This is a genomic window from Mycobacterium sp. NTMscope_MAC_12, from assembly GCF_976985675.1.
The window spans coordinates 2,801,874-2,828,761 of the sequence record NZ_CDRJYY010000001.1 but is presented as its reverse complement, the minus strand read 5'-3'; the positions used below and the strand labels follow the sequence as shown (position 1 = coordinate 2,828,761).

Here is a 26,888-nt window from a genome sequence, read left to right as displayed (position 1 = left end):
GGTTACTTGGAGAGAATGGCGACGGCTGCGGTTCCGGGTGCCCCGTAAAGCTGGGCCAGCGCGACCCGCGGATCGTTCGGCACCTGACGGTCACCCGCGGTGCCTCGTAGTTGGTGGACCAGCTCGTAGACCTGTCGCAAGCCCGAGGCGCCGACCGGTTCACCGTTGGCCAACAGGCCACCGTCGGTGTTGATAGGCAATCGGCCGCCGATCTTGGTGGCGCCGTCGGCGAGTAGTGCCTCCTGTTCGCCGTCCTTGCACAGCCCTGTCTCGGCCATGTGGATGATCTCGGACCCGGAGTCTGTGTCCTGCAATTGCGCGACGTCGACGTCCTCAGGGCCAATCCCGGCCAACTCGTACGCGGCGCGCGCGGCCTCCGCGGTGGTGCCGGGCACGATCGGCAGCTCGATCGAGGTACGCAACAGCTCGTAGGCGCCATTGTGGCGGCTGCGCAGTGCAGTCGAGCGAAGGTAGATCGGAGTGTCGGTGTACTGCTTGGCCACCTCGGCGCGGCACACCACGACGGCGGCAGCGCCCTCGTTCGGATTGCAGTACATATATTGCCGCAGTGGAGCATTCACGATCGGAGAGCTCAGGATCGCGTCGACGCTCATCGGCTTGCGGCGCCACGCGTGCGGCGCCAGCGCGCCGTTGTCGAAGTTCTTGGCCGCCACCCGGGCCAGAGTCTGCTCGGTGATTCCGTGATCGTGCATGTAGCGCATGATCTTGGTCCCGAAGTAATGGGTGGTCAGGAACATGCCCTGATCGCCGTACCACTGGGGCAACCCCGACACCGACGGGTCGGCACCGAAGGCGCCGCGCGGATGCTTGTCCAGCCCGACGCCGACCGCGATGTCGGCTTCGCCGAGTTGAACGTCCCGCGCGGCCAACGTCAACAGCGAGTTGCCGGTCGCACAGCCGCTCAACGTGGCCCGCGCCGGGAGTCCGGTCATGCCGGCCAGCCCGGTCACCGCCTCGGGATTGGCGACCTCGAGGCTGCCCGCGTACAGACTGCCCACGTCCGACCACTGCACCCCCGCATCGCGCAGTGCCCTGCTGATCGCCACGGCGCCCATCTCGAGCGCCGACCGGTCCTCGTACCTCCCGAACGGATGAAGGCCGACACCGATGATGGCGATCTCGGGCGTGCTGCTCATTGCGTTCCCTTCAGGATGCGTCACTGTCGACTCGGCCGTCGACAGGAGTGCGCGTTGACTCAGATGGCACTAAGCCTATAACTATATATCTGATTAGTGGGCGCGGGTCTAGAATCGGGTCGCTGCGCATTAACGGCGGCGTAGGGCACCAAATCGCGGGTGAAGGCTGAGGGGTTTTGAGTATTTCGTTGCTGCTGGAGATGGCGGCGTCGGGTGGTCCCGACCGGGTTGCCGTGGTGGACGGCGACGTTCGGTTGACCGCGGCCGAGCTCAGCGAGCTCGCCGACGGCGGCGCGGGCGTGATTAGCCGATCGGGGGCGTCCCACGTCGTCTATGTGGGCACCGGGGGAGTGTTGCTGCCTCTACTGCTGTTCTCGTCGGCGCGCGCGAACATGGCGTTCACCCCGCTGAACTATCGGCTGAGTGCAGAGGGGCTGCGACAGCTCATCGATCGGCTACCCGATCCGCTGATCGTGGTCGACAGCCAGTACCGCGATGTCGTGCCTGATTTCGGCAAGCGGGTGATGACATCCGATGCCTTCATCGAGGCGGCGCGATCCACCGATCCGGGGTCGGCCTTCGCCGACCCCGACGAAGTGGCGGTCGTGTTGTTCACCTCGGGTACCACGTCGCGACCCAAAGCCGTTGAGCTGACTCACAACAACCTGACCAGTTATGTCACCGGCACTGTCGAATTCGGTTGCGCCGATCCCGCCGATGCGGCGCTGGTGTGCGTCCCGCCGTATCACATCGCGGGGGTCGGGGCGGCATTGTCAAACCTGTATGCGGGACGGGCGATCGTGTACCTGCGCCAGTTCGACCCGCACGCATGGGTTCGGCTGGTCCGCGACGAGCGGGTCACCACCGCGACGGTGGTGCCGACCATGCTGTCGCGCATCGTCGCCGTCCTCGAGGAGCAGTCCGCCGAGCTTCCGACGCTGCGTAACTTCGCTTACGGCGGATCGAAGGTGGCGCGGCCCCTGGTCCGAAGGGCGCTCGACCTGCTGCCGCAGGTCGGCTTCGTCAACGCCTACGGCCTGACCGAGACCAGCTCGACCATTGCAGTGCTCACACCCGAGGACCATCGCGTGGCCCACGCGGCGCGCGACGGCGCCGTGGCCCGTCGGCTGAGCTCGGTCGGTCGCCCGGTCCCCGGCATCGAGGTGCAGATCCGCGCTGAGGACGGCACCGCACTCGGGCCAGGCGAAACCGGCGAGCTATTCGTGCGAGGCGCCCAGGTGTCGGGCCGATATGCCGAAATCGGTTCCGTCCTCGATGCGCAGGGCTGGTTCCCGACCCGAGACGTTGCGATGGTGGATGAGGATGGTTACCTGTTCATCGGCGGCCGCTCCGACGACACCATCATCCGCGGCGGCGAGAACATCGCCCCGTCGGAGATCGAGGACGTGCTCATCGAACACCCTGACGTCCGCGAGGTCGTTGTTGTCGGACAGGATGATGCCGAGTGGGGTCAGATCATCGTGGCGGTGGTCGTGCCCGAGGCCGGCGCGACGCCGACACCCGCGCAGCTGCGTGAGTTCGCCCGCGGCACGCTGCGCGGATCCCGGACGCCGGATCGCATCGTCTTCCGTGAGGAACTGCCGACCACGCCGACCGGCAAGGTGTTGCGCCGGGTGATCCTCGACGAGCTCACGCCGGCGACCGCCGAGCACTGAACCCACCCCCCGAGACAGTAAGGAGTCCGGCATGATCAAGAACGGCACGCGCCTGCAAAGCCAGGTGTGCGACACCCAGGTGATTGTCGTCAAAGCCGGTGCGAGCCTGGACGATCTGCGTTGCGGTGGCCAGCCGATGCTGCCAGTGGGCGCCGAACGGCCCGCCGACACCGCGCTCGACCCGGCCTTCGCCGACGGCACCACGATGGGCAAGCGTTACGTTGATGACAGCGACGCTGAGGTGTTGGTCACCAAGGCCGGCGCCGGGTCGCTCAGCGTCGGCTCGACGCCGCTGGCGCTCAAGGAAGCCAAGCCACTGCCGGCCAGCGACTGAGGAAGCCAAAACTGGCCGTAGCGTGAGAGTTTCGCCGCCGCGGGAGAGTCCGGCAATCTTCGCTACGAGGCGGTACGAACCGAGTCCACGACTGGCTGCTAGGACTCGTGACCGATCTCGACAACCGTTGCCGCGATGTAGCGATCGACTTCGGTTTCCGGTGGATAGGCAGGCCCGCTGCGTTGTCGAAGACTGACCATTATGTCGACGAGGCCGTCGGCCATGCCGTCGAGTTGGTCAGGAGAGCCCTCAATGGCCAGGCTGTGCTGGACCGAGACGAGGCCGTGCAGGCCTGTCCACAGAGTGTGCGTTGCCTGGTAGAGCGGCAATGACAATGCGTAACCCGCCTCGGCACAGGCAGCTAGCGCGCCGCGTAACCTGGCCGACACTTGCCGCGCCGGATGCAGCCCCATCCGCGCGCGTTCGACGATGGGCTGGCGAATTTCGTACATGAGGCGGTAATGGCCCGGGTTGTCCAACGCGAAGTGGCAGTAGGCGTGCACCTGGGCCCGCAACCGTTCGCGTGGCCCTTCGCGAGTGGCAGCGATGTCTGCGGCGCCCATCTGTTCGGCCAGCTGTCGGTACTTGTCGGCTAACGCGGCCCAGACCAATTCCGTCTTGTCGGAGAAGTGCAGGTAGATGCTCGCCGGTGTGACACCGACTTCGTGGGCCACCGCCCGCATGGTCAGCTTTTCGTCGCTGCCCCAGTCGTCGAGCAGCCGGTTTACCGCGGCGAGCACCTCTTCACGCAGTTGGTCGCCCTGACCACGGCGACTCCGGGGCCGCGGCGATTGCTCCTCTACGCGGTCGGCCACGCCCACCACTCTAGGGCGGGCGTGACCGAGCGGCCACGGCATTCGTCACCAGGTCACGAGCATCTTCTTCACGCCGTAGTTCGTCCCGTAGGTGTCCATTTCGACCTCATCCAACGGTGTGGCCAACTTCAGGCCGGGAAAGCGCTGAAATAGTTGCGGGAGAATCGTTTTCAACTCCGCCCTGGCGATGTTCTGACCGAGGCACTGGTGTACGCCGTAGCCGAAGGCGAGGTGCCGAGTCATCTTCCGGTCGAAGTCCGGCTCGTCCGGGTTGTCGAATGCCCGGGGGTCGCGGTTGGCCGCAGGCATGGCCACAACTACGAGGTCGCCCTTGGCGATCGCCTGGCCGGCGATTTCCAGGTCCTCCTTGGCGGTGCGGCCGAGGCCGAACTGGACGATGGTCAGATACCGCAGTAATTCCTCGACGGCGACGCCGATCTTCTCCGGATGCTCAGCCAGGTCCCGGCGTTGGACGGGATGGGTCAGCAGGGTGAGCGCTGACAGGCCGATCATGGCCATGGTGGTGTCATGCCCGGCGAACAGCAAAAGCACGCCGATCGCGATGACGTCTTCGTCGGACAGGATGGACCCGTCGTCTTCGCTCTTGCGGATCAGTTCGGCGAGTAGGCCCTCGGAACGAGGGTCAGCGCGCTTGTCGGCGACGAGCTTGGTGATGTATTCCATGAGCCAGTGCGCACCCGTATCGCGCTCGGCGCGGCGCTTACTGGTGTCCATCATCACCTCGGTGGCGTGATGGAACTTGTCCCGATCTTCGTAGGGAACTCCCAGCAGTTCGCAGATCACGAGACAAGGGATCGGCAGTGCCAAGTGCTGAATCAGGTCGACCGGCACACCGCTGCCGCCCAGGGTCTCGATGCGGTCCAGATGTTCAGTGACGATGGTGTCGATATACGGCTGGAGATTGGCCTGCACGGACTTGGGCGTGAACCTGCCCGACAGTAGTCGCCGGTACGCGCCGTGGTCGGGGGCGTCCATGGAGTTGAACGTCGGGGGCAACGCCTCGGCGGAATCGTTGTCGTCGGGATCGACATCGTCTTCTTCCGCCACGTCGTGGCGTGGCCGCTGCGAACTCAGTCGTGGGTCGGAGAACACGAGACTCCCCTCCTCGAACCGTGTGACCAGCCAGCCGATGCGGCCACTGGGGAACCGAACACGAGTGATGGGTTGCTCCTCGCGCAACTGGTCATAGGCCAACGGCGGGTCGAGAAGTCGCTCCCGCTCGATCGGCATATCACGAATGGTGGTTGTCATCGGTGCTCCTTGATTTCTGAATTGGATTTGGCTTCACGGTCGCTGATGGCGGCCTCGACGCCCTGGTTGACCTTGGTGCCGTTGCCCCAGCCGACGTAGTAGTGCAATTGCAGGACCGCCTCCCGGAGCTCGCCGGGTGACAGCTCCTCGTTCTGCAGCGCTCCCCGCGCCTGGATCTCGATCAGGTCGGCACGGCCCAATGCGGCGGTGGCTCCGATGACCAGTAATCGTCGGTCGCGGATCGAGAGGCCGGGCCGGCTCCATATCTCGCCGAAGAGGTGGTCGATCGTGTCTTCCAGCATGGGGTTTGAAACTTCGGGCAGCGTCGCTGAGAACCCCGGGCCGTAGACCGCGTCCATGGTCTTGAGGCCCAATTCGGTCGTTTCACTCATGAGCGGTCCTTCTGTGGGATGGCAAGGGTTTCGGCGCCGTTGGCACGGGCCGCGTCGACCAGGGGAACCGGGATCGCGTTGCGTGCCGCAAGTTCCTGGGCGGCGGCGAGATCCTTATCCATCAGATGCCACACCTGCGGCACCAAGGCGCGTGTGTCTTCTGCCGCCGATAGTTGGTTGCGCAACCAGGAGAAAAGGGTGGTGCCATCGGGATCGGCATCCTCGACGACGGTGATAAGTCGCTGTGGATCGACTCCAGCGGACGCGACCAGGGTGGCTGCTTCGTGGACGGCGCGCCAGGTGCCGTAGGTGATGATGTTGCGGGCGATTTTGGTTGCCATTCCGGCGCCCAGCGGCCCGCAGTGCACAACGTCCTTGGCGAAGCCGGACAGCACCGGCATGGCATTGGCTACTGTGGCGTCGTCGCCGCCGAGAATGGCGACGAGGCCGTTCGGCACTGCCTGCGTGACGCCGCAATCCAGCAGCGCCACAGCCTTTTCCGCGCATTTCTGCGCGAGTTCGTGCACTACGGGTACGGCAACGGTGCACAACAGGACGACGATCAAACCCGGATGCGCGGCGGACAGTACACCGTCCTCAGCGCACAGCACCTGGCGTGCTTGATCGGCGTCGACCACCGCGAGTAGGACCACGTCGCTGTCGCGGGCTACCTGAGCCGGTGACGCCGTGGACGCGGGCACACCGGGCAGCCCGTCCGCGGCTTCGGGGCGGATGTCGTACACCGCTGGGATCCGCCCGCTGCGGGCCAGGCTCACCGCGACCGCGCCGCCGATCATGCCGAGTCCGATGACGCCGGCTCGCGGCGATGTTTGGATGGATTCCTCTGCGGCGGTGTCTGTTTGGGTGGTCACGCTGTTACTCCCTCGTTGAGGACGGACACGATTTTGGTCTGCTCTGCCACCAGTGATCGGGCAGTACGAAGTGGGCGGATCATGTTGATGCCCACGGCGGCACGTGTGCGGCCACCCTTGCCGTAGAGGGCGACGAGCTTGCGGTCGTCGATGCTGCCGTCGGTGACGGTGAACGAGTCAGCGCCGCGCGGCAGGCCGTAGATCTGGATTTTCAGGTCGTACTGGTCCGACCAGATGTAGGGCACCGGAACGAATGGTGCTGGATTGGATCCCGCGAGGATGTTGCGTGCGACGGCCATGCCCTGTTCGGCAGCGTTGGTTCGGTGTTCGACGCGAATGCGTTCACCAATACCGACGTGTTGCCACGATGCGACGTCCCCGGCGGCCCATACAGCAGGAGCTGCCCGGCAGTATTCGTCGCAGAGCACACCGTTGCCGGTCGGGATACCGCTGCCGGCAAGCCATTCGGTGTTGGGGATCGAGCCGATCGAGATTAGTACGACGTCGGCGGCCAGGACTGTGCCGTCTGCCAGCTCGACGCCGGTGGCCCGGCCGTCCTCGGTCACAATGCCGACCACCTTGACGCCAGTGAGAACTCGGACGCCGTGCTCGACGTGCACTCCGATGAGGAGTTGGCCTAGTTCATTTCCCAGCACGTCGGACAGGGGAGCTTCGACATCAGACACCAGGGTGACCTGTGTCCCCGCGGCGCAAGCGACCGAGGCCACTTCGGCGCCCAGGAATCCGGCACCGACGATCACCAGTCGCCGATGTCCGGTCAATTCCGAACGCAGGCGCCGGGCGTCGTCGAGGGTGCGCAACACGTGCACACCGGCGATGTCGTCGGTGCCGGGCAGGCGCCGCGGACGCACCCCGGTGGCGATCACCAGGTCCTGGTAGGCGACCTGCGATCCATCGGAAAGTGCGACCGCTCGGGTCGCGGTGTCCACCGACTCGGCCCGCACGCCAAGCCGCAGATCGAGCTCCAGCGCGGCGATCGTTTCGGCGTCCCGCAGCTCAAGCTTGTCCTCGAACCGCGTGCTGGCCAGAACCTCCTTGGACAGCGGCGGCCGATCGTAGGGCAGCTGGCTCTCCTCGCCGATGAGCGTGATCGGTCCGGTGAAGCCGTCGCGACGCAACGTTTCAGCAACCGATAGGCCCGCCGCTGAGGCCCCAACGACCACCACTCCCGCCGGGGGGGTCACTCCTGCACCGCGATCGCTGCCGCCGGGCATACCGCCGCCGCTTGACGCGTGGCCTCGTACTGGCCCTCGGCTGGATCGGCCTCGAGAAGTACCACAATTCCGTCGTCTTCCCGCTGGTCAAATACTTCCGGTGCGATCAGAACGCACTGGCCGGCCGAGCAACATTTCGTCTCATCAATGGTGACGTGCATCGATACCCTCCCCGTCAAGTTAAGTGAACTAAGTTCAGTTATGAGGCGAGGTTATATCCGAAGTGGTGTTGCTGCTACCCGCGGCGCCGTGATTCAGCACACACTAACTAGGCAGACTAATTAAATGGCGGGGCCAAAGAGCGATTCAGGTTGGCCGACGCGACCACGGTGTCAGGGCAGATGCAAGACGCATCCACCGCAAGTATGGAGCGGTTTCACCGCCCCCAAGCGACCGCGTGATTTGCACGAGGACAATGGTCGCCACATCCACCGCGTGGGTGAACTATCAGCGGCTGGGCATCTACCCGACTGCATATCCGGTCGGAAGTTACTGCCGCACAACATGTACCACTGCTGGCCCAGCCCCGCCGAGTCATTCGTGACTCAGGCGTTGGCGAACTCGGGCGGCTTGACCGCCTCCGGGTCGGGGTTGGCGATCGGCAGCCCCATGAAGCGACGTGTGTTGTCACCCATGAAGTCATATGTGCGACGTTCGTCCATGCCCTCGGCGTACTGCCAGTAACGCTTGGGCTCAGCCAAGCCTTCGGGATGCGGCCAGTCCGAACCGAACATCACTTTGTCCCATCCGACGGTCTGCACGACATCGGCGACCGAGCCCTCCCAGAACGGGCTGACCCAGACGTTGCGCCGGAACACGTCGTGCGGATGCTCGGGAAAGTTCTGCGGCATCTTCTTGTACGTCGACTCAAGGTCGTCGAATAATGGCTTGATCCACGCGCTTCCGTTCTCCACGCTGGCGATGCGCAGCTTCGGGAACCGGGTCAACGTGCCATGGCAGATAAGGCTAGTCAGCATGTCGGCGATCTCGCGGTGACCGAGCGCAGTCCACTTGAAAGCCGACATCTCGAACGCGCTACTCGTCGACGGCGGTTCCCACTTGTCGATGTACTCCTGCAAGGGAGGTTGGCTGGCGTGCAACACGATTGGCAGCCCGGCGTCCTCGACGTCGCGCCAGAACGGATCGAACTCAGGCAGTGCGGGGGAGCGCCAGCCCTTATAGCCGTTCACCGGTGCGGGCTTGATCAGCGCGACCTTGGCGCCGTTGTCGAGGATGTATTCGAGCTCGCGACGCGCTTCGTCGACGAGTCCCAGGGTGAGTACCGGTGTCGAGTAGATCCGGTTGGCGTGGCTGAAGCCCCAGTGCTCCAGCATCCACTGGTTGAGGGCATGGATGATCGCCACCGTCAGGTCTGGATCTTCGGCGGCCGAATGCTCGACCAGATTGGCCAGCGTGGGGTAGTTCAGGCATGCGTCGACGCCCTGGCGGTCGAGTTCGGCGATCCGGTCCTCGGGGTTGCGCGCGCCTGGCGGTGTGTCTATGCCACGGCCGGACATCTCCCGCATTGACAAGCCCTCTGGGTTTTGGCCGGAGTAGAACTTCTCGTGGGCGCCAGGGGCGGCCACCCGTTCGAATGTCGGGTTCGGCATGTAGTCAGTGATCTTGTTCAGGATTGCGATGCGGGTGTGCTTGCCGATCTGGACGAACTGCACCTTCGGCTGAAACTCCTTGGGCAGGTACTTCGTCAGCGCATCGGGGGTCTCGTACATGTGCTGATCGGCATCGAAGATCGGTGCGTCGGTGAACTGCGTCATCGTGGTGCCTCTCGCTACTCGACTCTGGGCTCAAGTACGAGCTTGACGCAACTTGACAGTTGTGTCAAGTCTGGTCCGTATCACGTAGTCATTGGTCTTTGAACTGCGATTATTGCAGTTGACGACACCGTCATATAGAGTCGCCGCATGACGGTGACCTCGGATTCGCCCGCCGAACGGCAACTGGAGGCCACCCGCGGTGAGCGCACCCGCTCGGCGATCCTGAATGCGAGCCGCCGTCTCTTTCTGGAACGCGGCTATGCGGGCACACCGATCAACGCCATCACCGAGGCATGCGGCATCTCGCGGGCCGGCTTCTATACCTACTTCAAGGACAAACGCGAGATCTTCAACGTCCTTGGCAAGAACGCCTACCGCGAGGCCCTTGCCGTCATCGCCGAATGGGCCGATGCCGATCAACCGTTCGGTCCGGCCGACATCCGCGCCTGGGTCGGCCACTATTTCGACTATATGGACCACCACGGCGCGTTCGTGCTTGCGTCGGCGCAGTCGGCGCCCGACGACGACGACTTCCGAAAGTCGCGCAACCGCATGGTGACTCGGGCGTCATGGAAGCTTGGCCAGGCGATCGCCGGAAACGGCGCGCACTCACCGGATGTCATCGGCGTCGCGGTAATGGGGTTGCTGGACCGGGCCTGGCACACGGTTCACCGCCAGACCGTGGCTGTCGACCGCGACGAAATGATCGCGGTGGTCGCGGAGATGATCATCGCGATGGCAACGCCTCTCGCGTCGTGACCCTTCCGCCGCTCGACGAGCCGGACGTCGTCGACCTCCTCCGTACCAACCACCGCGCATTTCTGTTCTGCCGCGATGGCGCCCGGCGTCCGATCGGCTACGCCATGCGTTCGGTCGCCTATCACCCCGCCACCCGCACCCTCTCCTTCACCAGCTATGCCAAGAGCGCCAAGGTCCAACACCTGAGTTCGGCTCCTGAGGTCGCATGCCTCATCGGCGACGACCAGGGCTGGGTTTCCGTTTCTGGCTTCGCGCACGTCTACCAACCGTCCGCTGTCGAGGTCGACGAGCTGATCGGCGAACGCTCGCCTGACCAACGCGTGCCCGACTCGGTCGTGACTAAGGTCCGCGACCGCCTTCTCAGCGGCAAGCGGTGCGTCATCCGACTGACACTCACCGAGGTCCGCGCCGCCGACATCCCCGATCGACGTGCCTAGGTTGCGCACCGGCGGCCCGGTCGCCATGGCCGAGGACGAACTAGCGGATTTCTTGGCGCACCGGCCGACCGGCTCGATCTGTGTTGTCGACGCCGACGGCCAGTTGCTCGCCCTACCGGTGCGGGTGGTCGACTTCGACTCCGCCACAATTGCCGTCAGCGTTGACGGCGTGAATGGCGACGCCACGCAAGCTGCGACCCAGGCCTGCGTTGTGGCCGATGTCTTCACCGCCTACCAGGACATTCGCGGCGCGATCGTCCAGGGAACAGTGATGTGGCCACCCGCGTCGGGTGATGTCGCCACGCTGACTGTCAGCCGCATGCTGACGTTCTCGTTTGCCAACGCCTAGAGGGTTGGACGCCGACATTTTGGCTAGTCAGTAGGCATGTCAGGATTCGATACCAGCCAACCGATCACCGATGAGAAGGCCCTCGAGGACGTCGACGAGGTCGACGATGCGACCAAGCAGAAGGCCGCGGCCGGGCCTCCTGCTGAAGCCGACGAGCTGGGCGACGCAACGCCCGGCCCGCGCTGAACCGCGCTCAGGCGTCGTTCAGAGGCGTATCAACGCGGCGACGTCGGCGACGCTGCGCAACAGATCGTCGAGGTGGGTGCATGCATTGGTGCGTAGGCGAGCCAACGGCGCTTTATGCACATCCGCTCCTTAATGTCTTCGGTAGTTATGCGCAGGGGGCCGTAAAGGGCCATCATTCAATTAGTGGAATGGGAAGCTCTCGAAAATAAGGCGTGGAGTTGGTTCAGCGACACGGCGACGTAGCCGTCGCGTACTGGCCGAATTTCCTGCAGTGTGTCGGTCGTGGCTGTATGTGGCCGGGCAAAGTATCTGCGGCGGGTCACAATCGCCTGGCCATGGGATCGGTGAAGGTGAAGCTATGAGGGAACGCGAAGCGCCGAGTGCTGCGGAGGCAATCGCGGAAACCATGCGGCGAGAAATCATCGACGAGCTCGTCGACGGCGACCACATCGGTTCTGCGGAAGACCTGATGGACCGGTTCCAAGTCAGCGGACCTACCGTGCGTCAGGCGATGCGTGTCCTTGAAGCCGAAGGTCTAATACGGGTGCGCCGCGGCAACAATGGGGGCTTCTTTGCCGGGACGCCGTCCGTCGATGTGGTCTCGCGGTCTGCTTCAGCGCTGCTGCGCCGACAGGGAGCGGATCTCGCCGACCTGGTTGCTGCGTCTCAGTTGATCGGACCTGAAGTTGCAGCGCTCGCGGCGCGCAATCCCGATCCTGTCGCCCGTGGGCGGCTCCTAAAGTTTGTCGAGGAGGAGTGGAGCGATGATGGCGAGGTGTCCGTAGCGGACGCGACGGACATCGCGGTCCGGTTCGGGCGACTGCTGGGCGAATTGAGCTGCAGTCCGTCGCTGGGACTGATCGCAGGCATGCTCAGCGACCTCGTGATCAATCTGATGTCACAGGCCACGCGGGAATTCGATCCCGAAGTTCTTCAGGGATACGTGCCGCACATTCGTGAGGGGCATCGTCGTCTCGCTCGTGCGGTCGATGACGGGGATGCCGCTGCGGCCCGCGCAGCGCAGCTAGCGATGGACCTGATCGTCGAACTCTAGGGCTCGCGTTTGTCTGGCTTGATGAGTTCAAGCCATGATCGACAGAAACTCCGGTGCGATGAGGTCTGCCACCTTGGCCCAGGGCACCGTGATCACCTTCAACCCGCGCCCGAAAAGTGTGTCGGGGAAGTGCAACTCGATTCCCTCCGCGGTGGGAATCCAATACTTGAAGTTGATCGGTGTGGGGGCGAGCCCGCCTTTGCGTTCCCAGTCTCCGGCGTGTGGCGGCGGATACACGGTCGGCAGGATTGCGGAGGACTGTTCGGAGAGGCGGGTCAGGCCGGCGCTCCTGTCAAGGAACAGATTGTCCCAGGTGATGGGAATCCCGCTGCGGCTGTCGAACACGACGGTGGCCACCGTCTGCATCGGCATATGGGGCTCGGCGGTGTTGTATTGACCGACGAAGAGTTCTGAAACCGTGATCGGGCGGACGAATGCCGTGCCCGTTGCGTCAAATGTCCAGGGGCGCCTCGTCGATGCGTCCCACGTGTTCTCCTGCACCTCTCGGTTAGCCTCCGCGTCGATGCCGTCGTTGATGGCGGCGGCGACATCCGCGTTGCCGCCGTTGACACGTTGATAGTGAACTCTCCAGGTACCCAAGGTATCTGGGCTGCTGCCAGCAATCATGCCGGGCACGACCGCAAAGCTAAGGCCGTTGGCGACGGGTTCGGCCCAGGCCGCGTCTACTGAGGACAAGGCGATCGCTGCGACTGCTGCCGATACCAACGTCACGCGGCGTGGCATCTTCCTTGCGTTCACTGCCCGGCTACTTGATGTCGACTTTGCTTGCCAGCCAATGGTTGTCGATGAGTTCCATCGTCATCGCAACCCTGTTGCGGTCGATACGCGGTTCGGGATTGACCGAGTTGGTGATCGATTGATCGATGAAGAGCAGCACTTCGACCTTGGTCTTGGTCGCGGACTTGATCGCCGAGTCGACGACAATGCCCTTGGCCATCGCCTTGTTGTCGATGAGTAGTCGCCGCAGTTGGCTGGCAGACTGGCTGTACATGTCTTTGAATTCGCCAGTGGCGCCGTCGAGCACCTGGGTGAAGTTCTGGTCGATGCCGTTTGTGTCAATGCTTGTCAAAACGACTGCGTACCTTTGCGCTACCGCCAAGGCCGCGCGCCCGGCTGCGTCGGTGTCGTGTTGCCCTTTGAGTTGCCAGCCCAAGAATCCGGACGATCCCAGTGCCGTGACAAACAACAGACCCGCCGCGGCGGCGAGAACGCGCCGAACCCAGCGCCGGCGGCGAGACGGTGTTGGAGCCTCGCTGTCAGCTTCCCGGCTTTCGTCGGAATCGTCCGGTTCGCAGTCTTCGTCAGCTTCGTTGGCCGATGCCTCGGATGGCTCGTCGGTGTCGAGTTGTGTTTTTTTATCGGGTGTTTCGACGTCGTCCGGCACCGCCTCGTTTTCTGGCGGATCGTCTTGTTCAGTCACCTCATCGAAGACGTCTTTAGCGTTGGTGCGCTTGAAGATCTTTGTTGTCATGGTGGCCTCTCCTACTTTGGTAGTGGTAAGTCCAGCGGTGGTCCACCGTAGTTTGTGGGAATTGAGTTGTGGCCCACCGGCGTTGGATCGGTCTGTGCGAGGGGGTCGTAGCCCGCGGGTGGGCCCGCGGTGTCATCGCCGGGCGGTCGCGGTGCATTACGGGCACCACGTATCAGCACAGCGGGGTCCGGGTTGGTGCAGTACGTGTAGAGGTACGGCTCGGGGAAATCCGGCACGGTGGCCGGCCGCCGCGGCAGATTGTAGTCACAACCGTAACGCGGGTAGATGTCCGCGATGGCCCATAGCGCCCCGTCGCGGAGAGTGCCGCGCAGCGCATCCAATGCCGACCCGCGGGGGGCAGCTACGAAAGCGCGTAGGGCGGGGATACGCTCGGACGTCAGTTGGCCAACAGTGGTGAGATTGCCCAGCAGTTGAACCATCGTGTCGGAATTGTCGGTAAAGATCGCGTCCAGAGCATCCAACGGCGCACGGCCGCGATCGAGGAGGCGGCGAACGCCACCGTCCATGGCGTTGGCCCCGCCCAGGATTGCCTGCAGATTCCGCGACGTGTGCTGCAGACCGGGGCTGACGTCGGCCAGCGTCGTCAACACGGTGCGGCCGTTGCGCAGCATGCTAACGGTTTGTGGCAGTATCGAATCCAGTGTCGAGATCAGAAACGCTCCGCCGTCCAACAGCGCCGCCAGCTTCTGCGGACCCTGCTTTCCTACCCGCAGTTCATCGGTGATGGCAGCAAGCTTTTGGGGATCCAGCTGAGCCAGCACCCCGTCACCATCGGCGATCAGTTGCGGCAGCGACACCGGCACGGTTGCCTGGTCTTCGCCGATCACGCTGCCGTCGGTCAGCACCGGCCCGCGGCCGTCAAGGGGCCGGAAATCCAAGTACTGTTCGCCCGCGGCCGACAGGGCCGAGACACGCACCGAGCTGTTCTGCGGCACCCGCACGTCGGCGTCGATTGACGCCAGTGCCACCACGCCCTTGTCGCGGAATGTGACCGATTTGATGCGACCGATCGGTACGCCGCGCAACGTGACGTCCTGGTTGGGCAACAGCCCACCCGACTCGGGCAACAGCACCCGCACGGCGATCATCGAGCGTGCCGGGTTGATGCCTAGCGATCCCACCACAATGTAGGTCGCCGCGACGAGCAGAGTGAGGACAACACCGGCCACCGACACCGCGAGGCGGCGGCGTGCCAGGGCCCGGACGGAGTCGACGGTCAGTCGCGCCGACCATTCCAGCGGGTTCGTTGTCATGATCGTCACCGGGGCCGATGCTCGGGTCCGTATATCTTGCTCAAGAACAGGTTCCACTCGTATCTGAGGCTGCCGATCATTGCGTGATAGTCGGTGCCGTCGGGCAAGTGGAATTCGGGATCGCCGGGATAGTTCTTGTCAGGCAATGCGCCGATCGCGATTTTCGGAATGATCGCAACAACGTTTACTGCAGTCGAATGCGTAAATTGCATGAAGGGCCCCAGCAACATGTTCAATTCTCTAAGGCTGACAGTGGGGTCGAGGCTGATGTCGTTGAATTTCGCCGAGAGACGGTTAAGGTCTGCGATCAAGCTGCGGGTGTCGGTGCCCCGCAAGGACGGGAACCGATTGAGCTGTCTGGTGATACGTGCGATCGTGTCGACCGTGTCGGCCAGCGCCGCGGTATTGTCTGCCAGGACGCCTGTAGCCGGCGCGGCAGCCGTAATGGCCTCCCTCAGGGTGTCCTGGCGGGCCGACAGGGTGGCGGCCAGGTCATTGGTACTGCGCAGTGCGTGGTCGATCTGGGCGGAGCGAGCGTTCAGCCGCGATATCAGCGTATTGGACTGCCTGAGCAGCTCGGCGACTTTCTCGCCGCGCCCGCCCACCGCAGAACCGGTGCCGTTCACGATCGTCACTAGGCGCCGGACGGCACCCCCATTGACCAGCAGCGCCGCCGAGCTAAGGACTTGTTCGATGGACGCGGCGGCCGACGTGGAGCCCAATGCGATGGTGTCTCCGTCGCGTAGCAGCGCGCCGGGTGCCACGTTCGGGTCGGGCCGGATGGCGACGAAGACGTCACCGAGCGGAGTGGCCGACCGCAGCTCCGCGGTGGCGCCGACGTGCAACTGGACATCTGCCTTGATCCGCATCTTCACGTAAGCGGTGAAGTTCTGCGCGCGTATTGATTCGACCTCACCGATGTCGGCGCCGTTGAGTTTGACCTTCGCCTGTGTCGGCAGATTCAGTGCGTTGGAGAATGCGGCGGTCAACGAGATACCGGTGCCCGTCTGGCCGGGCGCCGGCAGCGGCAAGCTCTCCAGTCCGCTGGCGCATCCGGCAAGCAGCATGGTCAATCCGGCCGCTACCGCGCCTCGCCAGCCGCGGCGGGCAGCACCTACACCGTGGGTCATGGGTGACCTCCCGCCATCTGTTCGAGCATGCCGAACACGCCCTCGGACAGAAAGCGCACGCCGAAGTCGGGCCCGTAGTCGGTGATGGTGCCCGTTGCACATCCCAGGTCTTTGATTGCCGCGAGGTTGCAGATTTCTTTGGTCAGCTGTGAGTCGACGAGAATCTTGTCGGCGTGGATGTGCGCGCGTAGGGCGCCGGCGTTGGTGTCGATCGCGTTGTAGATGTTGTCCGAGAGCATCGGTAGTACGTCGATTGTTTCTGCTAGTTCGCGGCGATAGTCGGAGACGGCCTTGGTGAGGGTTTCAAAATCGGCGACGGTACCCTTAAGCCCGTTGCGGTTCGTCTGCAGCAGCGACGTCGCTTGATCGAGTATCTGGTTGATCTTTTTGCCGGTGTCGCCGGTGCCGAGGTTTTCGTCGGCCAGGATGTCGCTGAGTTGGCGCACGTTGGAGCCGAATTCGCGTATCGCGGTGTCGTTGTCGGCGGCTGACTGTGTCAGCTGCGCGAGATTGGCCACGATCGCCTGGATGTCTTTCTTGGTGTGGGTGCCGTTATCGGCGCCCAGACGCAGCGCCTGTGATAGCTGATCGAGGGTCGTTTTGATGTTCGCTCCGCTACCCGCGGCCATCTTGTCGCCGATTGTGACCAGGGCGCCCAGCGGCCCCTGCCCTTGCCCGTCACCGCGCAGGGCGCGCGAGAGTTTGTCAACCATCGCCAACGTTCGGTCGAACTCGACCGGTGTGCGGGTTCGGGCCAAGCCCAAGACGTCGCCGTCTCTTAACTTCGGCCCGCTGCGGTAAGCGGGGGTCAGTTCGATGTGCCGGTCGGTGAGGATCGACGTGGAGACGGTGACGGCCTGAACATCGGCGGGTATGTCGAAACCCTTGTCGATCTCGAGTTTGACTTCGACGTAGCTGTCCTTCGGGACGATGCGGGTCACCTTTCCGACCGGCATGCCCAGCACCGACACCGGGTTGCCCTCGTAGAGCCCGATGCTGTCCTCGAACTGGGCCGTCACAGTCGTCGACCGATCGGCGCTGCCGGGTATCACGGCGAAGGCTACGACGGCCGACCCTGTTGCCAGTAGCGCCGCGACTGTCAGCGCGAGCTTGCGGCTCATCGGGGCGCCCTTGCGGGATCGGGTGGGGGCCATCCGGGAAATGGATCCGGTGCCGGTTCGCAGTCCCTCAAGTATTCGGGCAGGTTGAACTGTTTGGCGCGCGCGCTGAGCGCACACATCCATGAATCTATTAAGGCGTTTGCCGAGGCGTCGATTGCCGTCCCGCTACCGGAGGCGTTGACGATGTTACGCAGGGGCAGCGGGAGGGCTTGCAGGAAGTTGCGGAGCATCGCGTCTTTCTCAGCGACCATGTGAGAGAAATCCTGCATATTTGACAGCATTTCGTTGATGCCAGGCGAGTCGTTGAGGATGGTCTTGATCGTGTTGACCAACGCAGTTGTGCTGACGAACAGCCGCTGCACTGCGGCGCGCCGGGAGACTATCTCGGACAACAGGTCTCGGCCTTGTAGCACGAGCAAGCCGAGATTGGCCTTCTGGTCGCCGATCAGCGTGGTGACTTTGTCGAGACCGTTGAGCAGGGAGCCGATTTGATCGCGCCGTCCGGAAATGACTGCGGCAAGCGATCTCAGGTTGTCCAGAGCTTGCGGTAACGCTTCGGGCACACCGGTGAGGCCATTGGCCAAGGTGCTCATCGACTCGGCGATACGGTCGGCGTCCAGTTGTTCGAATGTGGTCGTCGCATCGGCCAGTGTCTTTTGCAGATCGTAGGGGACCGACGTGTTCGCCAAATCGATCCTGCGGTGGTCGAGGCCGCCGGCGCCTGCCGGGGATAGCTCGAGATAGCGCCGTCCCAGCAGAGTGGTCAGTTTGATCGCAGCCCGCGTGTCGCTTCCCAGGTGGATGTCGTTGCGTACCTTGAACTTGACGACGACGCGGTCACCGGCCAGTTCCACGCTGTTGACCGCGCCCACCGGAATCCCCGCGACGGTGACCTGGTCACCCGGAGTGATCTGCGCGGCCTGCAGGAACTCGCCCTGATAGCCGGTCTGACCCAATGACAGGCGGCCGATCCCGACGACGACCATCACGACCACCGCCATGAGAGCCACCGAGATGGTGCCCAGCCAGACCTTGTTGTATCCCTCGATGGGCCGCTTGAGTCGATCAAACATGATGGGCTACCTACAAACCGGTGAGTGTCGGATGACATTGCCAGGTGACGCGAGTCGAACAACGGCGGGAATCAGTCGGCCGAGGAACGCGAAAAGGGTGACGTTGACGTCGCAGATATAGGCACTGCCGTAGCTTCCTTCCTGGCTTATTCGGGCAAGACCCTTCAAGAGATAGACAAAGTTCGCTCCCGCATATGAGAAGCGTTCCCGGCCCTCGTGGGTGAGGTGTCCGATCAATCCGGGCTCGCGGCGAACTATTTCCTGCAGATCGGGGGTGACGTTGCGGGCGATCGTCGCCAATCGTGCAACCGCTGCGTTGATCGAACCCGCCGATGCCACCAAATGGTCACGCCGGTCGGCGAGAATCTTCATGACATCGCCAGTTTGACCGAGCACTGCCTGCAGATTCGCGTCCTGTTTGGCCAGGTCGGTCACCACGTCGTTGAGGTTGCCGATGACCTCGCCGAGGACTTGATCGGGCCCGGCCAACGTTTCGGCAAGCGCCGACGTTTGGGTGATCAGTGTCAGCATTGACCCGGAATCTCCTTGCAGCGCTTTGATGATCGCGGTTGTGAGGTCGTTCATCTGTTGCGGGTTCAACAAGGTGAACAGCGGCTCGAAACCGTTGAGCAGATAGGCGATGTCAAATGATGGCGTGGTGTGTTCCAGGCGAATCTTTCCGTGGTCCGCCAGTGGTCTGTGGTCGCCTGACGTGCCCGGTGACAGGCCGAGATATCGCTGTCCGATGATGTTCTGGTAGGTCACCGACGCGATGGTGTCGTCGTAGACGACTTGGTCCCTCTGCATTCGGAAGGTGACTTTGGCCAAGGTGCCCTCGAGGTCGACTCGGTCGACCCGGCCGACGCGAACTCCGGCCACCCGAACGTCATCACCGGGGTGCAACCCCGAAACATCGGTGAAATTCGCCGAATAGATGTTCGTTGGGCCCGCGACATCGCGGCGCAGCGTGACGAATACCATCCAGGTTCCGACGGTCGCCACCACCAGAAACAAGCTCAGGCCGATAAGCGGCTTGCGGTATCTCACCGATCACCCCCTGAATCGGGCGCGAGGTGCACCGTCGATCCACGAGCGAGCGGTCCCAGCAGGAGTTCAGTAGCGGCGTTGGCGCGACTTCCCGTGATGACGCTCAACTGGTCCTTCTCCTGACGGCTACCGACTGGCCCGACGTTGCCGCCGACGACCGCCGATTGCGGCTGCACACTCGGCATACCGGATTGGGGCGATTCGGCGGGAAGTGGCGGTGGGACTGGGGATTCGACCGGGGGCGTCGGTTGGGGGCCCAGTGGGGGCCCGGCGGGCGCGGGCGGGACTCCGTTCGCCTCGCCAGCATGCGTCATCGAATCCCGTGGCGGGGCCAGGTTGGGACGATTCTCCGAGATGCCCGGCGGTAGCGGCAATCCCCGAGACCCCAGCGCCGGCGTCAACGACGGGGCGACCGGCACCTCCGGTGCCGTGAAGCAACTCGGCCCCAGCAAGTCGCCGTAGCGGGGGCAGTCCGCGCGCACATAGGTGCGGGTAGGAGTGAAGGAAATAATCGCCTTGATGCGTAACGCATGTGTCTGTGGATCCAGCACGTCGTGGTTGAACAAGCTGACGTTCTGATCGATCCGGTGCATGATCGCTTCGATCGTGTCAGCGTTGTCGGCGAACACGCCCATCACAGGTGTCAACTGCGTGGTGATGTTAATCAATCTGTCGGTCTGATTGTCCAAGGAATTGGCCAACTTTCCGACGGTGCTCAGCCCGGTTGACACAAAGTCAGTCAATGCGGATCGCTTCTCGGCCAGGGTCTGCATTAGCTTCACTGCGCTGGTGAGTGCGTCGAAGAGGTCGGGTGCGGCGTCGCGCAGCCTGTCAGCGGCTGCGGTGAGGGCCGAAATTGTGGTCGGGTCCGTATCGTCGCCGACGACGGTATTCAGCTGGCTGACAATGTCATTGAGGTCTCGGCCGGCGTCTTTTAGTCGGTCGCCGCGGCCTTGAGTGGCCTCGCCTAAGGTGGTTAGCCATCCGATACTGTCGGCGGCAGGTTCACGGCCCATTGCGGTAAGCACCTGACGGAACCGATTCAACGTGGTCTGGAACAGCACCGTCGGCAGACTTTGGTCCTCGGGGATCACCGCGCCGGCTCGCAACGGTGCCGAGCCGCTCTTCCCGTTGTCCACCAATTGCACCGATGACACGGCGAAGACGTTGGACGGCACCACTCGCGCTGTCACTGTGGTGGGGATCCCCGAAACGTATTGGGGCTTAAGGTCGATCCGGACGATGTTGCGCCGTGTGGTACCGGCCGGGACGACATCGGATACGGATCCGACGAGGACGCCTCGGAACTTCACGTCTGATTTGGCGGGCAGCCCATCGCCCACGTTGACCAGTTCGGCACTGACCCGCACGATGGGGTCCAGTCTGCCTTTGTATTTCGCGATCATGACCGCGGTGACCGCGGCCACGATCAGCAGGAAGGACACGCCCGCCACAAAGAGCCGGCCGTTGGTGGGGCCTCGGCCCTCGGAGTCGAAGGAGTTCGGCATGTTATCCGCCAAACCTCGCGCCGGCGTCGACGCCCCACATCGCCATCGTCAGCAACGCGTTCAAGATGATGACGGTAGTGATGCTCGCGCGCAACGCATGCCCGGCTGCGACACCAACACCCTCAGGACCGCCGGACGCGTAGTACCCGTAGTAGCACTGAATCGCCGAAGCCACGAAGACGAAGATGACGGCCTTGATCGTCGCGTATACAACATCCCTGCTGCTGCTGAACAGCGCGAAATAGTGCAGATATGTCCCCGGGGACGTATCTGCGATCACGCCGACCACAGTCTGAGCAGCGATGTACGCGATCGCCAAGCACGCCAGGAACAGAGGAATCGTCGTGATGATTGATGCCACAACACGAGTCGTCACCAGATAAGGAATGGGTTTGATGGCCATGGCGTCCATCGCGTCGATCTCTTCGGCGATGCGCATGGCCCCTAAGTGCGCCGTAAAGCGACAACCCGACTGGGTGGTAAACGCGATTGCGATCATGATCGGCACCAGTTCACGGGTCGACCCCCATGAGGACAACAGCCCGGTCGCCGGGCCTAGGCCCAGCAGGTTCAAGGTGTTATAGCCCTCGACGGCGAGCAGCGCACCCGCGGTGACTCCCAAAACCAATGCGACGCCGACAGTGCCACCACCGACGACGATCGACCCGTTGCCCCACGCGATGTCCGACAGGTTCCGCAGGAACTCCTTGCGGTACCGGCTGAGGGTGACAGGGATCGTCGCCAGTACTCGGCCGAAGAAATACAGTATGTGGCCGGCTTTTGCCACGGTGAGTCCTGCCGCACTCGCCGCCTGGACAAGTTGCCGGGCGCCGGTGGGGTGATATTTCGTGGTCGCCACGGCTACAGGCTCGCCCTCGGAAACACGAGGATGTAAAGCTCGCTCATCGCCACGTTGACGATCATCAGCAGCAATACCGATTCGACCACCGCGGCGTTCACCGAGTTCGCTACCCCGGCGGGACCGCCGCGGGTGTCCAAGCCCTTGTGGCAGGCGACGATGGCCACGATCGCACCGAATGCAATCGCTTTGGCCAGGGCCAGTACGAGATCGCCGACGGTGGCGAACGAGGAGAACGTTGCTAGAAACGACCCCGGGGTCCCGTTCTGCATGTACACGTTGAATAGGTAGCCCACGAAAAAGCCGGCACAGGTGGCCAATCCGGTCAACGCGACTCCTACCACGATGACTGCGACCAACCGGGGAACCACGAGACGCCGGATCGCCGAAACGCCCATCACCTCCATCGCGTCGATTTCTTCGCGCATCGTCCGCGAGCCCAAGTCAGCGCTGACTGCCGAGCCCACGGCCGCCGCGAGGAGGATCGCCGCCACCAGCGGGGCGCCTTGCCGTATCACCACCAGCCCATTCGCGGCGCCAGCCAACGACTCGGCGCCGACTTGCCCAGCCAGCACCGAGAACTGGATCGACAAAGTGACGCCCACCGGGATCGTCACCAATATTGTCGGGACAACGGCGGTCCCGGCCATGAACGCGGCCTGCCGGACGAATTCCTCCACCATGAATCGACCGGTGAACAGATCGATGAAAAAGTACTGAATGGTGCGTATACCCAGCACCACCTGGCCGCCGACCGTGTGCACCGACTGCAACGGATGCGACCGCAGATACCGGCGGCCCCAGTCGCCGATCTCCCGTACCGCGGAGCGCTCGCCAGTTGGCTCGATAGTGCTCGGCATTTCTTGAGCCGCACCAACCGATGCCTCCAGGTGAGTGGCAATCACCGAACTGTCCTGAAGGCCCCGCCGACCCGATGGGCCGAGCTGCGCACGCAGGGTGCTGAGGGCTTGCCTAGACGTTCACTCAACTTCCGCTCATTTCCGCACAGTGCTCATCCGACGTGCATACTCTGCGGCGACTCAACCCCGAGGTCCCATACGAGACCGGGCAGTAGGCGCATTCACAGAACCCCTTCTCGGATCGCATCAACCGCCGGTGCCTCCCCTGCCGCACGAATTAAGAAGTCAAAATCACAATGGTCACGCCTGGAGTGCGGGCTCTGCGCAGGTGCCGTGTTCGTCTTCAGTCGGAGATGGCGAGCCCATCGTTGTGGCAACTTTTTATTCTGTTAACAGATTAGGACTGTGGCACATTGCGCTCGTGTTGGCAAGGCTCCGATGGTCGAGACGGATGTGGGGGGTCGCGGCATTCGTACTCCTATTCAGGGCAATTGGCGCGCAGTGGCCCAGGAGGTAGCGGCACCCGCGGAGGGTGCGGCCCTCGGCGGCGGGCCACGCTGACCGCAGTATCCGTGGCGTCGGTCCGCTGACCACGACGCGCATGCGAGCCAAGTTCCGAACAGATTCGCCCCGGTGCCCGGCGCCCTGCCGATGAGATCCGACCCGCAACACGGGAAAGTAGGTGCCGGGCGTATCGAAGACGTGAGACGCGGAGAACTTCAATACGGTTGAGCTGCCGTCGACTTCGATCTGGCAGGGCCGGACGTCGTCACCCTCGAAATCCATGGCGGCGTCCACGATCGCGCCCGCACCGTCGGGCGCCGCAGCCCAGCCGTCGAAGGCCACCGTCGTGCCGGTCACCACGTCGACCCGGGAACCGCCCGCAACGTGGAGGGTGACCGCCGGTTGCACGCCGCCCCGGAGGGCGGGTTCTCTCGGGATGACGATGTCCTTGTCGGCCGTCATTGTGTCGGCGGTGTCTTTCGGTGGTTCGGCCCGCTCCACCCACTCCATCAGCGCGGTGAGGGCCGCCGCGCCCGCCGCCTCGTAGTCGACAAGGCGGGTGCGCCACATCTCGAACGTTCCGCCCACGAGGACACAGTGGCTGTCACCTTGACCAGCTGCCGTTCGAGGCGGGTGGCGTCGTCGTGGCCGAGGTGGCCCTTGTGTTCCAGAAGTCGTAGTAGTAGCCGGGATTCTGATCGAGCGTGTTGTAGCGCGTGAACGGGAAAACGCTGATGTGGGTGCACCGGATGTCCGTAGGTCTCGTTCGCGAGCCACTTGGCGAACCTCGCCGTTTCGGCGCTGGCGCCGAACAGATACACGTCGTAGTGAAATCCGATCCCCTCGTTCGGAGGATGTCCCTGGTTGGACTCGATGAGGAGCGACCCATCTCGTCGAACGCGTACTCGAATTGCCAAGCGGCGCTTGCTCCGCCGAAGTTCATGAAGTTCGACGACAGAAGATTCTCGTGGCCCCCTGCGCCACCTTCGAGGAATTGGAGGACCCTACCGCGGTGCTGCTCGGGCGACGGCAGGTAGAGAGTGAACAGCGTCTCTGTGCCCTCGAAACCCGCCGTGCAGGCGCCCGTGGGGCACAGGCTCCGCGACGTCTTCGTCCATGTCGATGAACGCCCGGCCGAAGCCTGATTCGGTCGGGCGAGTACTCGTCGACCGTCGGTATCAACGTCTCCGTTATGGCCATGCGGGGACCAACGCGCGTGCTCCCAAGGCCGTCAACCATTCTGCTGTCGGAATGAAGTGAGTGCATCCTGCGGCGCTGCGCCGTCCGCGAGATGGCCTTGCGGGCCTGCCCAGGTGCGTCTAACGTCAATTCTGTTAACACAATGGCTGAATGGCCACAACGTGAGGAGAACCGTGACGGCGCGTTTAGACAGCTTGGGTCGCGGACACGATGCAGCGCGACCCGCTCTGAGTGTGGACTGCGCATGTGGAGATACCGAGATCACCGGAATGCGGCTGAGCTTCCATCCCTGGGCTGACAACGGATTTCCCAGCCTCGGCAGACACGGCCTGGTGGCCAACCATGGATTGTTGGATGCGTTCGCTCGTGAGTTCGCCAACAACCCCCGTCTGACCAACAACGGTGAGATGCGCCGCTCGGATCCCGAGATGCAGGACTTCTTCCTCATCTGGCTGCCGAACCGCTTGTTCAACATCACGGCTGGGCTGGAGACGGCCCCCGAGAATTACCAGCTAGACATGTCGACAGCGGAAGGCATGGGTACGGCGCAGTGGCTCGCCCACTTGGGCGGCTACTACGCCGCGGTCTGGCTACGTGCGTGCTGGACGGAGTTCGAGGGCGAGCGGCCCAATATCGCGATGCGCGACCGCAAGTTTCACGCGATCTACAAGCGACAGCTTGACACGGCCCGAGAGGTCGCACTCTACGGGAGCGACAGCGACGCGATCGAGTTCAGCCGTGGGATGCTTCGAAAGAACGCACCCCGACCGGCCCCCGGCCGCCGAATTACTCGGCTATTGAAGGCGGACCGACTCGCCTCCATGCTGGGCGATCGGCTGCCCGGCGAAGTCGGAATCTTCGGCTTCAACGCAGGATTCATGCAGCACATCCTGCCGCCGGGTCTCAATGCACCAACAAGCGCGACGCCGTTCGCTGATCCGTACTACACCGGCGATAGCCATGTCTTGCTTGACGCCCACTTCGCACTGGCCGAACCCGCCTTCATGACCGAGGCCCGCAAGTCGTGGGACTCGGTGACTTCGGCGGACGGTGAGGTCGCTGTAAGGCTGAAGGAAGCGATCGACGGTCGCCCTGGTGAGTCCACATTGCTTGCACGTCAACAGAGTTGGGATACGTTGGCGGCCTTTCTGTACCGCGTCGGGATTCCAAGGGCCACCGTCTACCGCGGCTTCAACCAGGAACAGTACGACCGCCTTCTCGCATGGACCTCCTACTCGGTGATGATGAACGTCGCCAACGGTTATAACGGCCTGTCGGCCTACGCAACCCGGGACGCGAAGCTGGCGCGCCAACAGATCACCACCAGCACCCTGTGGTGGGGATTCATCTTGACCTACGTCATCGGCTGCATGGATGGTCGCACCGACTCGCTTCCGATCAGTGACTCGCTGCCTCGGTTCCTCACCGCAAACGGCGGGACCTGCCAATGAGTGATAACGGGGTCCTCGACGTCGCAGGCTATTCAGTAACCGACGACTTCTTCGATCTGCCCTACATATCTTGATGAGTGGCGGGACACTCCCGTGCGACATCGCTACGTGCACGGCGGGTTTGAGGGAACAGACACCTGGTTCGCATTCAGTTACCCGTCTGAGGAGTCGTACCGTGGCCGGCTCTACCAGCGTTTGGAGGGCGCCAACGCCGGGCACGAAAACGTGGCCGCCGAACCGATCGGCGCGGTTACCGGCGGCGTCGAAATGATCTTCAGGCTCGGGGGCTACATGGTCGAAACGAACATGGGCCACATCGGCGACGTCAAAGACCCGAAGGCCGGCGACGATCCGACCATCTATGGGAAGTCGGGCCGGCCCGTTCGCGGGAGTGCTTTCGGCTGCGGTGGCTACAGAACGCCGAACACGGTCCGCCCTACATGGCGGCCCCCGCCCCGGACAGGGCCAACAACACCTGGCTCGTCGACTACCCCGCCCACGTAGAGCAGTCTCTCGTCGACCTGACCGACTGGGTCGAGAACGCGGTGGAGCCGGCAGAGACGCACTTCCGACTGGACGACGGGCAGATCATTTTGCCGGCTTCGGCTAAGGAACGCGGCGGAATTCAACCCGTCGTCTCCGTAACCGCCGACGGCGCCAAATGCATACAGGTCCGCGCCGGAACATCGGTGCGATTAGAAGTCCGCGCGGAAGTGCCTCCTCAGGCAGGCACCATCGTGTCGATCAAATGGGATCTGGATGGGACAGGCACCTACCCGGTCAGCCGCGAAACTGACGGTAGCTCAGTCGAAGTCACCGACGCCCTCCAGTGGACCTTCCAAACCCCCGGCACCTATTTTCCCACCGCACTCGTTGAGTCCCACCGCGACGGCGACGTCACGGTGACCTCACGGCGCATCCCGAACCTCGATGCCGCCCGCGTAGTCGTGACGTGACGCCCCTGTCAGCCCGACGGGGGTATTCCTTTGTGGGGTGTAAGTGGCCCCAAATGCATGATGCCGTCGCCGACGGCCCGACTTACGCTGCGGTAATACC

At 63.5% G+C, this 26,888-nt stretch carries 28 protein-coding genes; 9 read left to right on the top strand and 19 right to left on the bottom strand.

The window, feature by feature from the left end:
* Window positions 1-2 precede the first annotated feature (2 nt).
* A complete protein-coding gene (locus tag AC0KS4_RS13005; protein WP_238956073.1) occupies window positions 3-1,157 on the bottom strand; it encodes a thiolase family protein in 1,155 nt (384 codons plus the stop codon).
* A 176-nt stretch (window positions 1,158-1,333) separates the two neighbouring features.
* Here AC0KS4_RS13005 and AC0KS4_RS13000 point away from each other — a divergent pair, with 176 nt between their 5' ends.
* Both AC0KS4_RS13000 and AC0KS4_RS12995 read left to right on the top strand, forming a co-directional pair.
* A complete protein-coding gene (locus AC0KS4_RS13000; RefSeq protein ID WP_238956072.1) occupies window positions 1,334-2,833 on the top strand; it encodes a class I adenylate-forming enzyme family protein in 1,500 nt (499 codons plus the stop codon).
* Between the two features lie 31 nt (window positions 2,834-2,864).
* Complete coding sequence (locus tag AC0KS4_RS12995; RefSeq protein WP_014385010.1) at window positions 2,865-3,167, top strand: hypothetical protein; 303 nt, start codon at window positions 2,865-2,867, stop codon at window positions 3,165-3,167.
* Window positions 3,168-3,265: 98 nt separating this feature from the next.
* Here the strand turns inward: AC0KS4_RS12995 and AC0KS4_RS12990 are convergent, their stop codons facing one another.
* The 7 genes from AC0KS4_RS12990 to AC0KS4_RS12960 all read right to left on the bottom strand — a co-directional run bounded on the left by AC0KS4_RS12990 (window position 3,266) and on the right by AC0KS4_RS12960 (window position 9,528).
* Window positions 3,266-3,988: a TetR/AcrR family transcriptional regulator gene (locus tag AC0KS4_RS12990; protein ID WP_197748738.1), complete on the bottom strand. Its 723-nt coding sequence runs from the start codon at window positions 3,986-3,988 to the stop codon at window positions 3,266-3,268.
* A gap of 39 nt (window positions 3,989-4,027) precedes the next feature.
* Entirely contained in the window at window positions 4,028-5,254 is a 1,227-nt protein-coding gene (locus tag AC0KS4_RS12985; RefSeq protein WP_238956071.1) for a cytochrome P450, read from the bottom strand.
* The gene (locus AC0KS4_RS12980; protein ID WP_064939731.1) at window positions 5,251-5,646 is read right to left on the bottom strand and encodes a carboxymuconolactone decarboxylase family protein; all 396 of its coding nucleotides are present in this window, start codon (window positions 5,644-5,646) and stop codon (window positions 5,251-5,253) included. The genes AC0KS4_RS12985 and AC0KS4_RS12980 overlap by 4 nt, the downstream gene beginning before the upstream one ends.
* Window positions 5,643-6,518 carry an NAD(P)-dependent oxidoreductase gene (locus tag AC0KS4_RS12975; protein WP_238956070.1) on the bottom strand — a complete coding sequence of 292 codons (876 nt, stop codon included), beginning with the start codon at window positions 6,516-6,518 and terminating at the stop codon, window positions 5,643-5,645. The genes AC0KS4_RS12980 and AC0KS4_RS12975 overlap by 4 nt, the downstream gene beginning before the upstream one ends.
* Window positions 6,515-7,723 (bottom strand): NAD(P)/FAD-dependent oxidoreductase, encoded by a 1,209-nt coding sequence (locus AC0KS4_RS12970; protein ID WP_238956069.1) that lies wholly within the window; start codon window positions 7,721-7,723, stop codon window positions 6,515-6,517. The genes AC0KS4_RS12975 and AC0KS4_RS12970 overlap by 4 nt, the downstream gene beginning before the upstream one ends.
* Window positions 7,720-7,914: a ferredoxin gene (locus AC0KS4_RS12965; RefSeq protein WP_064939734.1), complete on the bottom strand. Its 195-nt coding sequence runs from the start codon at window positions 7,912-7,914 to the stop codon at window positions 7,720-7,722. Before AC0KS4_RS12965 ends, AC0KS4_RS12970 begins: the two co-directional genes overlap by 4 nt.
* Window positions 7,915-8,298: 384 nt before the next feature.
* Window positions 8,299-9,528 carry an amidohydrolase family protein gene (locus AC0KS4_RS12960; protein ID WP_064939736.1) on the bottom strand — a complete coding sequence of 410 codons (1,230 nt, stop codon included), beginning with the start codon at window positions 9,526-9,528 and terminating at the stop codon, window positions 8,299-8,301.
* A 147-nt stretch (window positions 9,529-9,675) separates the two neighbouring features.
* Between AC0KS4_RS12960 and AC0KS4_RS12955 the strand changes: the two genes are divergently transcribed.
* The 5 genes from AC0KS4_RS12955 to AC0KS4_RS12935 all read left to right on the top strand — a co-directional run bounded on the left by AC0KS4_RS12955 (window position 9,676) and on the right by AC0KS4_RS12935 (window position 12,313).
* A complete protein-coding gene (locus AC0KS4_RS12955; protein ID WP_014385002.1) occupies window positions 9,676-10,287 on the top strand; it encodes a TetR/AcrR family transcriptional regulator in 612 nt (203 codons plus the stop codon).
* Window positions 10,284-10,724 carry a pyridoxamine 5'-phosphate oxidase family protein gene (locus AC0KS4_RS12950; RefSeq protein ID WP_238956068.1) on the top strand — a complete coding sequence of 147 codons (441 nt, stop codon included), beginning with the start codon at window positions 10,284-10,286 and terminating at the stop codon, window positions 10,722-10,724. The genes AC0KS4_RS12955 and AC0KS4_RS12950 overlap by 4 nt, the downstream gene beginning before the upstream one ends.
* Window positions 10,717-11,073, top strand: coding sequence for a hypothetical protein (locus tag AC0KS4_RS12945; RefSeq protein ID WP_238956067.1), 357 nt, complete (start codon window positions 10,717-10,719; stop codon window positions 11,071-11,073). The genes AC0KS4_RS12950 and AC0KS4_RS12945 overlap by 8 nt, the downstream gene beginning before the upstream one ends.
* A 36-nt stretch (window positions 11,074-11,109) precedes the next feature.
* Window positions 11,110-11,259: a hypothetical protein gene (locus AC0KS4_RS12940; protein WP_238956066.1), complete on the top strand. Its 150-nt coding sequence runs from the start codon at window positions 11,110-11,112 to the stop codon at window positions 11,257-11,259.
* A 358-nt stretch (window positions 11,260-11,617) separates the two neighbouring features.
* Window positions 11,618-12,313 (top strand): FadR/GntR family transcriptional regulator, encoded by a 696-nt coding sequence (locus tag AC0KS4_RS12935; protein ID WP_238956065.1) that lies wholly within the window; start codon window positions 11,618-11,620, stop codon window positions 12,311-12,313.
* A gap of 27 nt (window positions 12,314-12,340) precedes the next feature.
* Here AC0KS4_RS12935 and AC0KS4_RS12930 read toward each other — a convergent pair whose 3' ends face one another.
* The 11 genes from AC0KS4_RS12930 to AC0KS4_RS12880 form a co-directional block, all read right to left on the bottom strand.
* Complete coding sequence (locus AC0KS4_RS12930; protein WP_238956064.1) at window positions 12,341-13,045, bottom strand: DUF3298 domain-containing protein; 705 nt, start codon at window positions 13,043-13,045, stop codon at window positions 12,341-12,343.
* Window positions 13,046-13,079: 34 nt separating this feature from the next.
* Window positions 13,080-13,805 carry a DUF3329 domain-containing protein gene (locus tag AC0KS4_RS12925; protein WP_238956063.1) on the bottom strand — a complete coding sequence of 242 codons (726 nt, stop codon included), beginning with the start codon at window positions 13,803-13,805 and terminating at the stop codon, window positions 13,080-13,082.
* Window positions 13,806-13,816: 11 nt separating this feature from the next.
* Entirely contained in the window at window positions 13,817-15,079 is a 1,263-nt protein-coding gene (locus AC0KS4_RS12920; protein WP_238956062.1) for an MlaD family protein, read from the bottom strand.
* Between the two features lie 5 nt (window positions 15,080-15,084).
* Window positions 15,085-16,209 (bottom strand): MlaD family protein, encoded by a 1,125-nt coding sequence (locus tag AC0KS4_RS12915; RefSeq protein ID WP_472408515.1) that lies wholly within the window; start codon window positions 16,207-16,209, stop codon window positions 15,085-15,087.
* Window positions 16,206-17,330: an MCE family protein gene (locus AC0KS4_RS12910; RefSeq protein ID WP_238956060.1), complete on the bottom strand. Its 1,125-nt coding sequence runs from the start codon at window positions 17,328-17,330 to the stop codon at window positions 16,206-16,208. Before AC0KS4_RS12910 ends, AC0KS4_RS12915 begins: the two co-directional genes overlap by 4 nt.
* Window positions 17,327-18,403: an MCE family protein gene (locus tag AC0KS4_RS12905; protein WP_275254146.1), complete on the bottom strand. Its 1,077-nt coding sequence runs from the start codon at window positions 18,401-18,403 to the stop codon at window positions 17,327-17,329. Before AC0KS4_RS12905 ends, AC0KS4_RS12910 begins: the two co-directional genes overlap by 4 nt.
* Window positions 18,404-18,409: 6 nt before the next feature.
* The gene (locus tag AC0KS4_RS12900) at window positions 18,410-19,450 is read right to left on the bottom strand and encodes an MCE family protein (RefSeq protein ID WP_238956058.1); all 1,041 of its coding nucleotides are present in this window, start codon (window positions 19,448-19,450) and stop codon (window positions 18,410-18,412) included.
* Entirely contained in the window at window positions 19,447-20,958 is a 1,512-nt protein-coding gene (locus tag AC0KS4_RS12895; protein WP_238956057.1) for an MlaD family protein, read from the bottom strand. The genes AC0KS4_RS12900 and AC0KS4_RS12895 overlap by 4 nt, the downstream gene beginning before the upstream one ends.
* A gap of 1 nt (window position 20,959) precedes the next feature.
* Window positions 20,960-21,817 carry an MlaE family ABC transporter permease gene (locus AC0KS4_RS12890; RefSeq protein WP_425326351.1) on the bottom strand — a complete coding sequence of 286 codons (858 nt, stop codon included), beginning with the start codon at window positions 21,815-21,817 and terminating at the stop codon, window positions 20,960-20,962.
* A gap of 2 nt (window positions 21,818-21,819) precedes the next feature.
* Entirely contained in the window at window positions 21,820-22,677 is an 858-nt protein-coding gene (locus tag AC0KS4_RS12885) for an MlaE family ABC transporter permease (RefSeq protein ID WP_238956056.1), read from the bottom strand.
* Between the two features lie 381 nt (window positions 22,678-23,058).
* Window positions 23,059-23,769 carry a PKD domain-containing protein gene (locus AC0KS4_RS12880; protein WP_238956055.1) on the bottom strand — a complete coding sequence of 237 codons (711 nt, stop codon included), beginning with the start codon at window positions 23,767-23,769 and terminating at the stop codon, window positions 23,059-23,061.
* An 881-nt stretch (window positions 23,770-24,650) separates the two neighbouring features.
* Between AC0KS4_RS12880 and AC0KS4_RS12875 the strand changes: the two genes are divergently transcribed.
* Together AC0KS4_RS12875 and AC0KS4_RS12870 are read left to right on the top strand one after the other, a co-directional pair.
* Window positions 24,651-25,832, top strand: coding sequence for a hypothetical protein (locus AC0KS4_RS12875; protein WP_238956054.1), 1,182 nt, complete (start codon window positions 24,651-24,653; stop codon window positions 25,830-25,832).
* A 440-nt stretch (window positions 25,833-26,272) separates the two neighbouring features.
* Entirely contained in the window at window positions 26,273-26,788 is a 516-nt protein-coding gene (locus tag AC0KS4_RS12870; RefSeq protein WP_238956053.1) for a hypothetical protein, read from the top strand.
* Window positions 26,789-26,888: the final 100 nt, after the last annotated feature.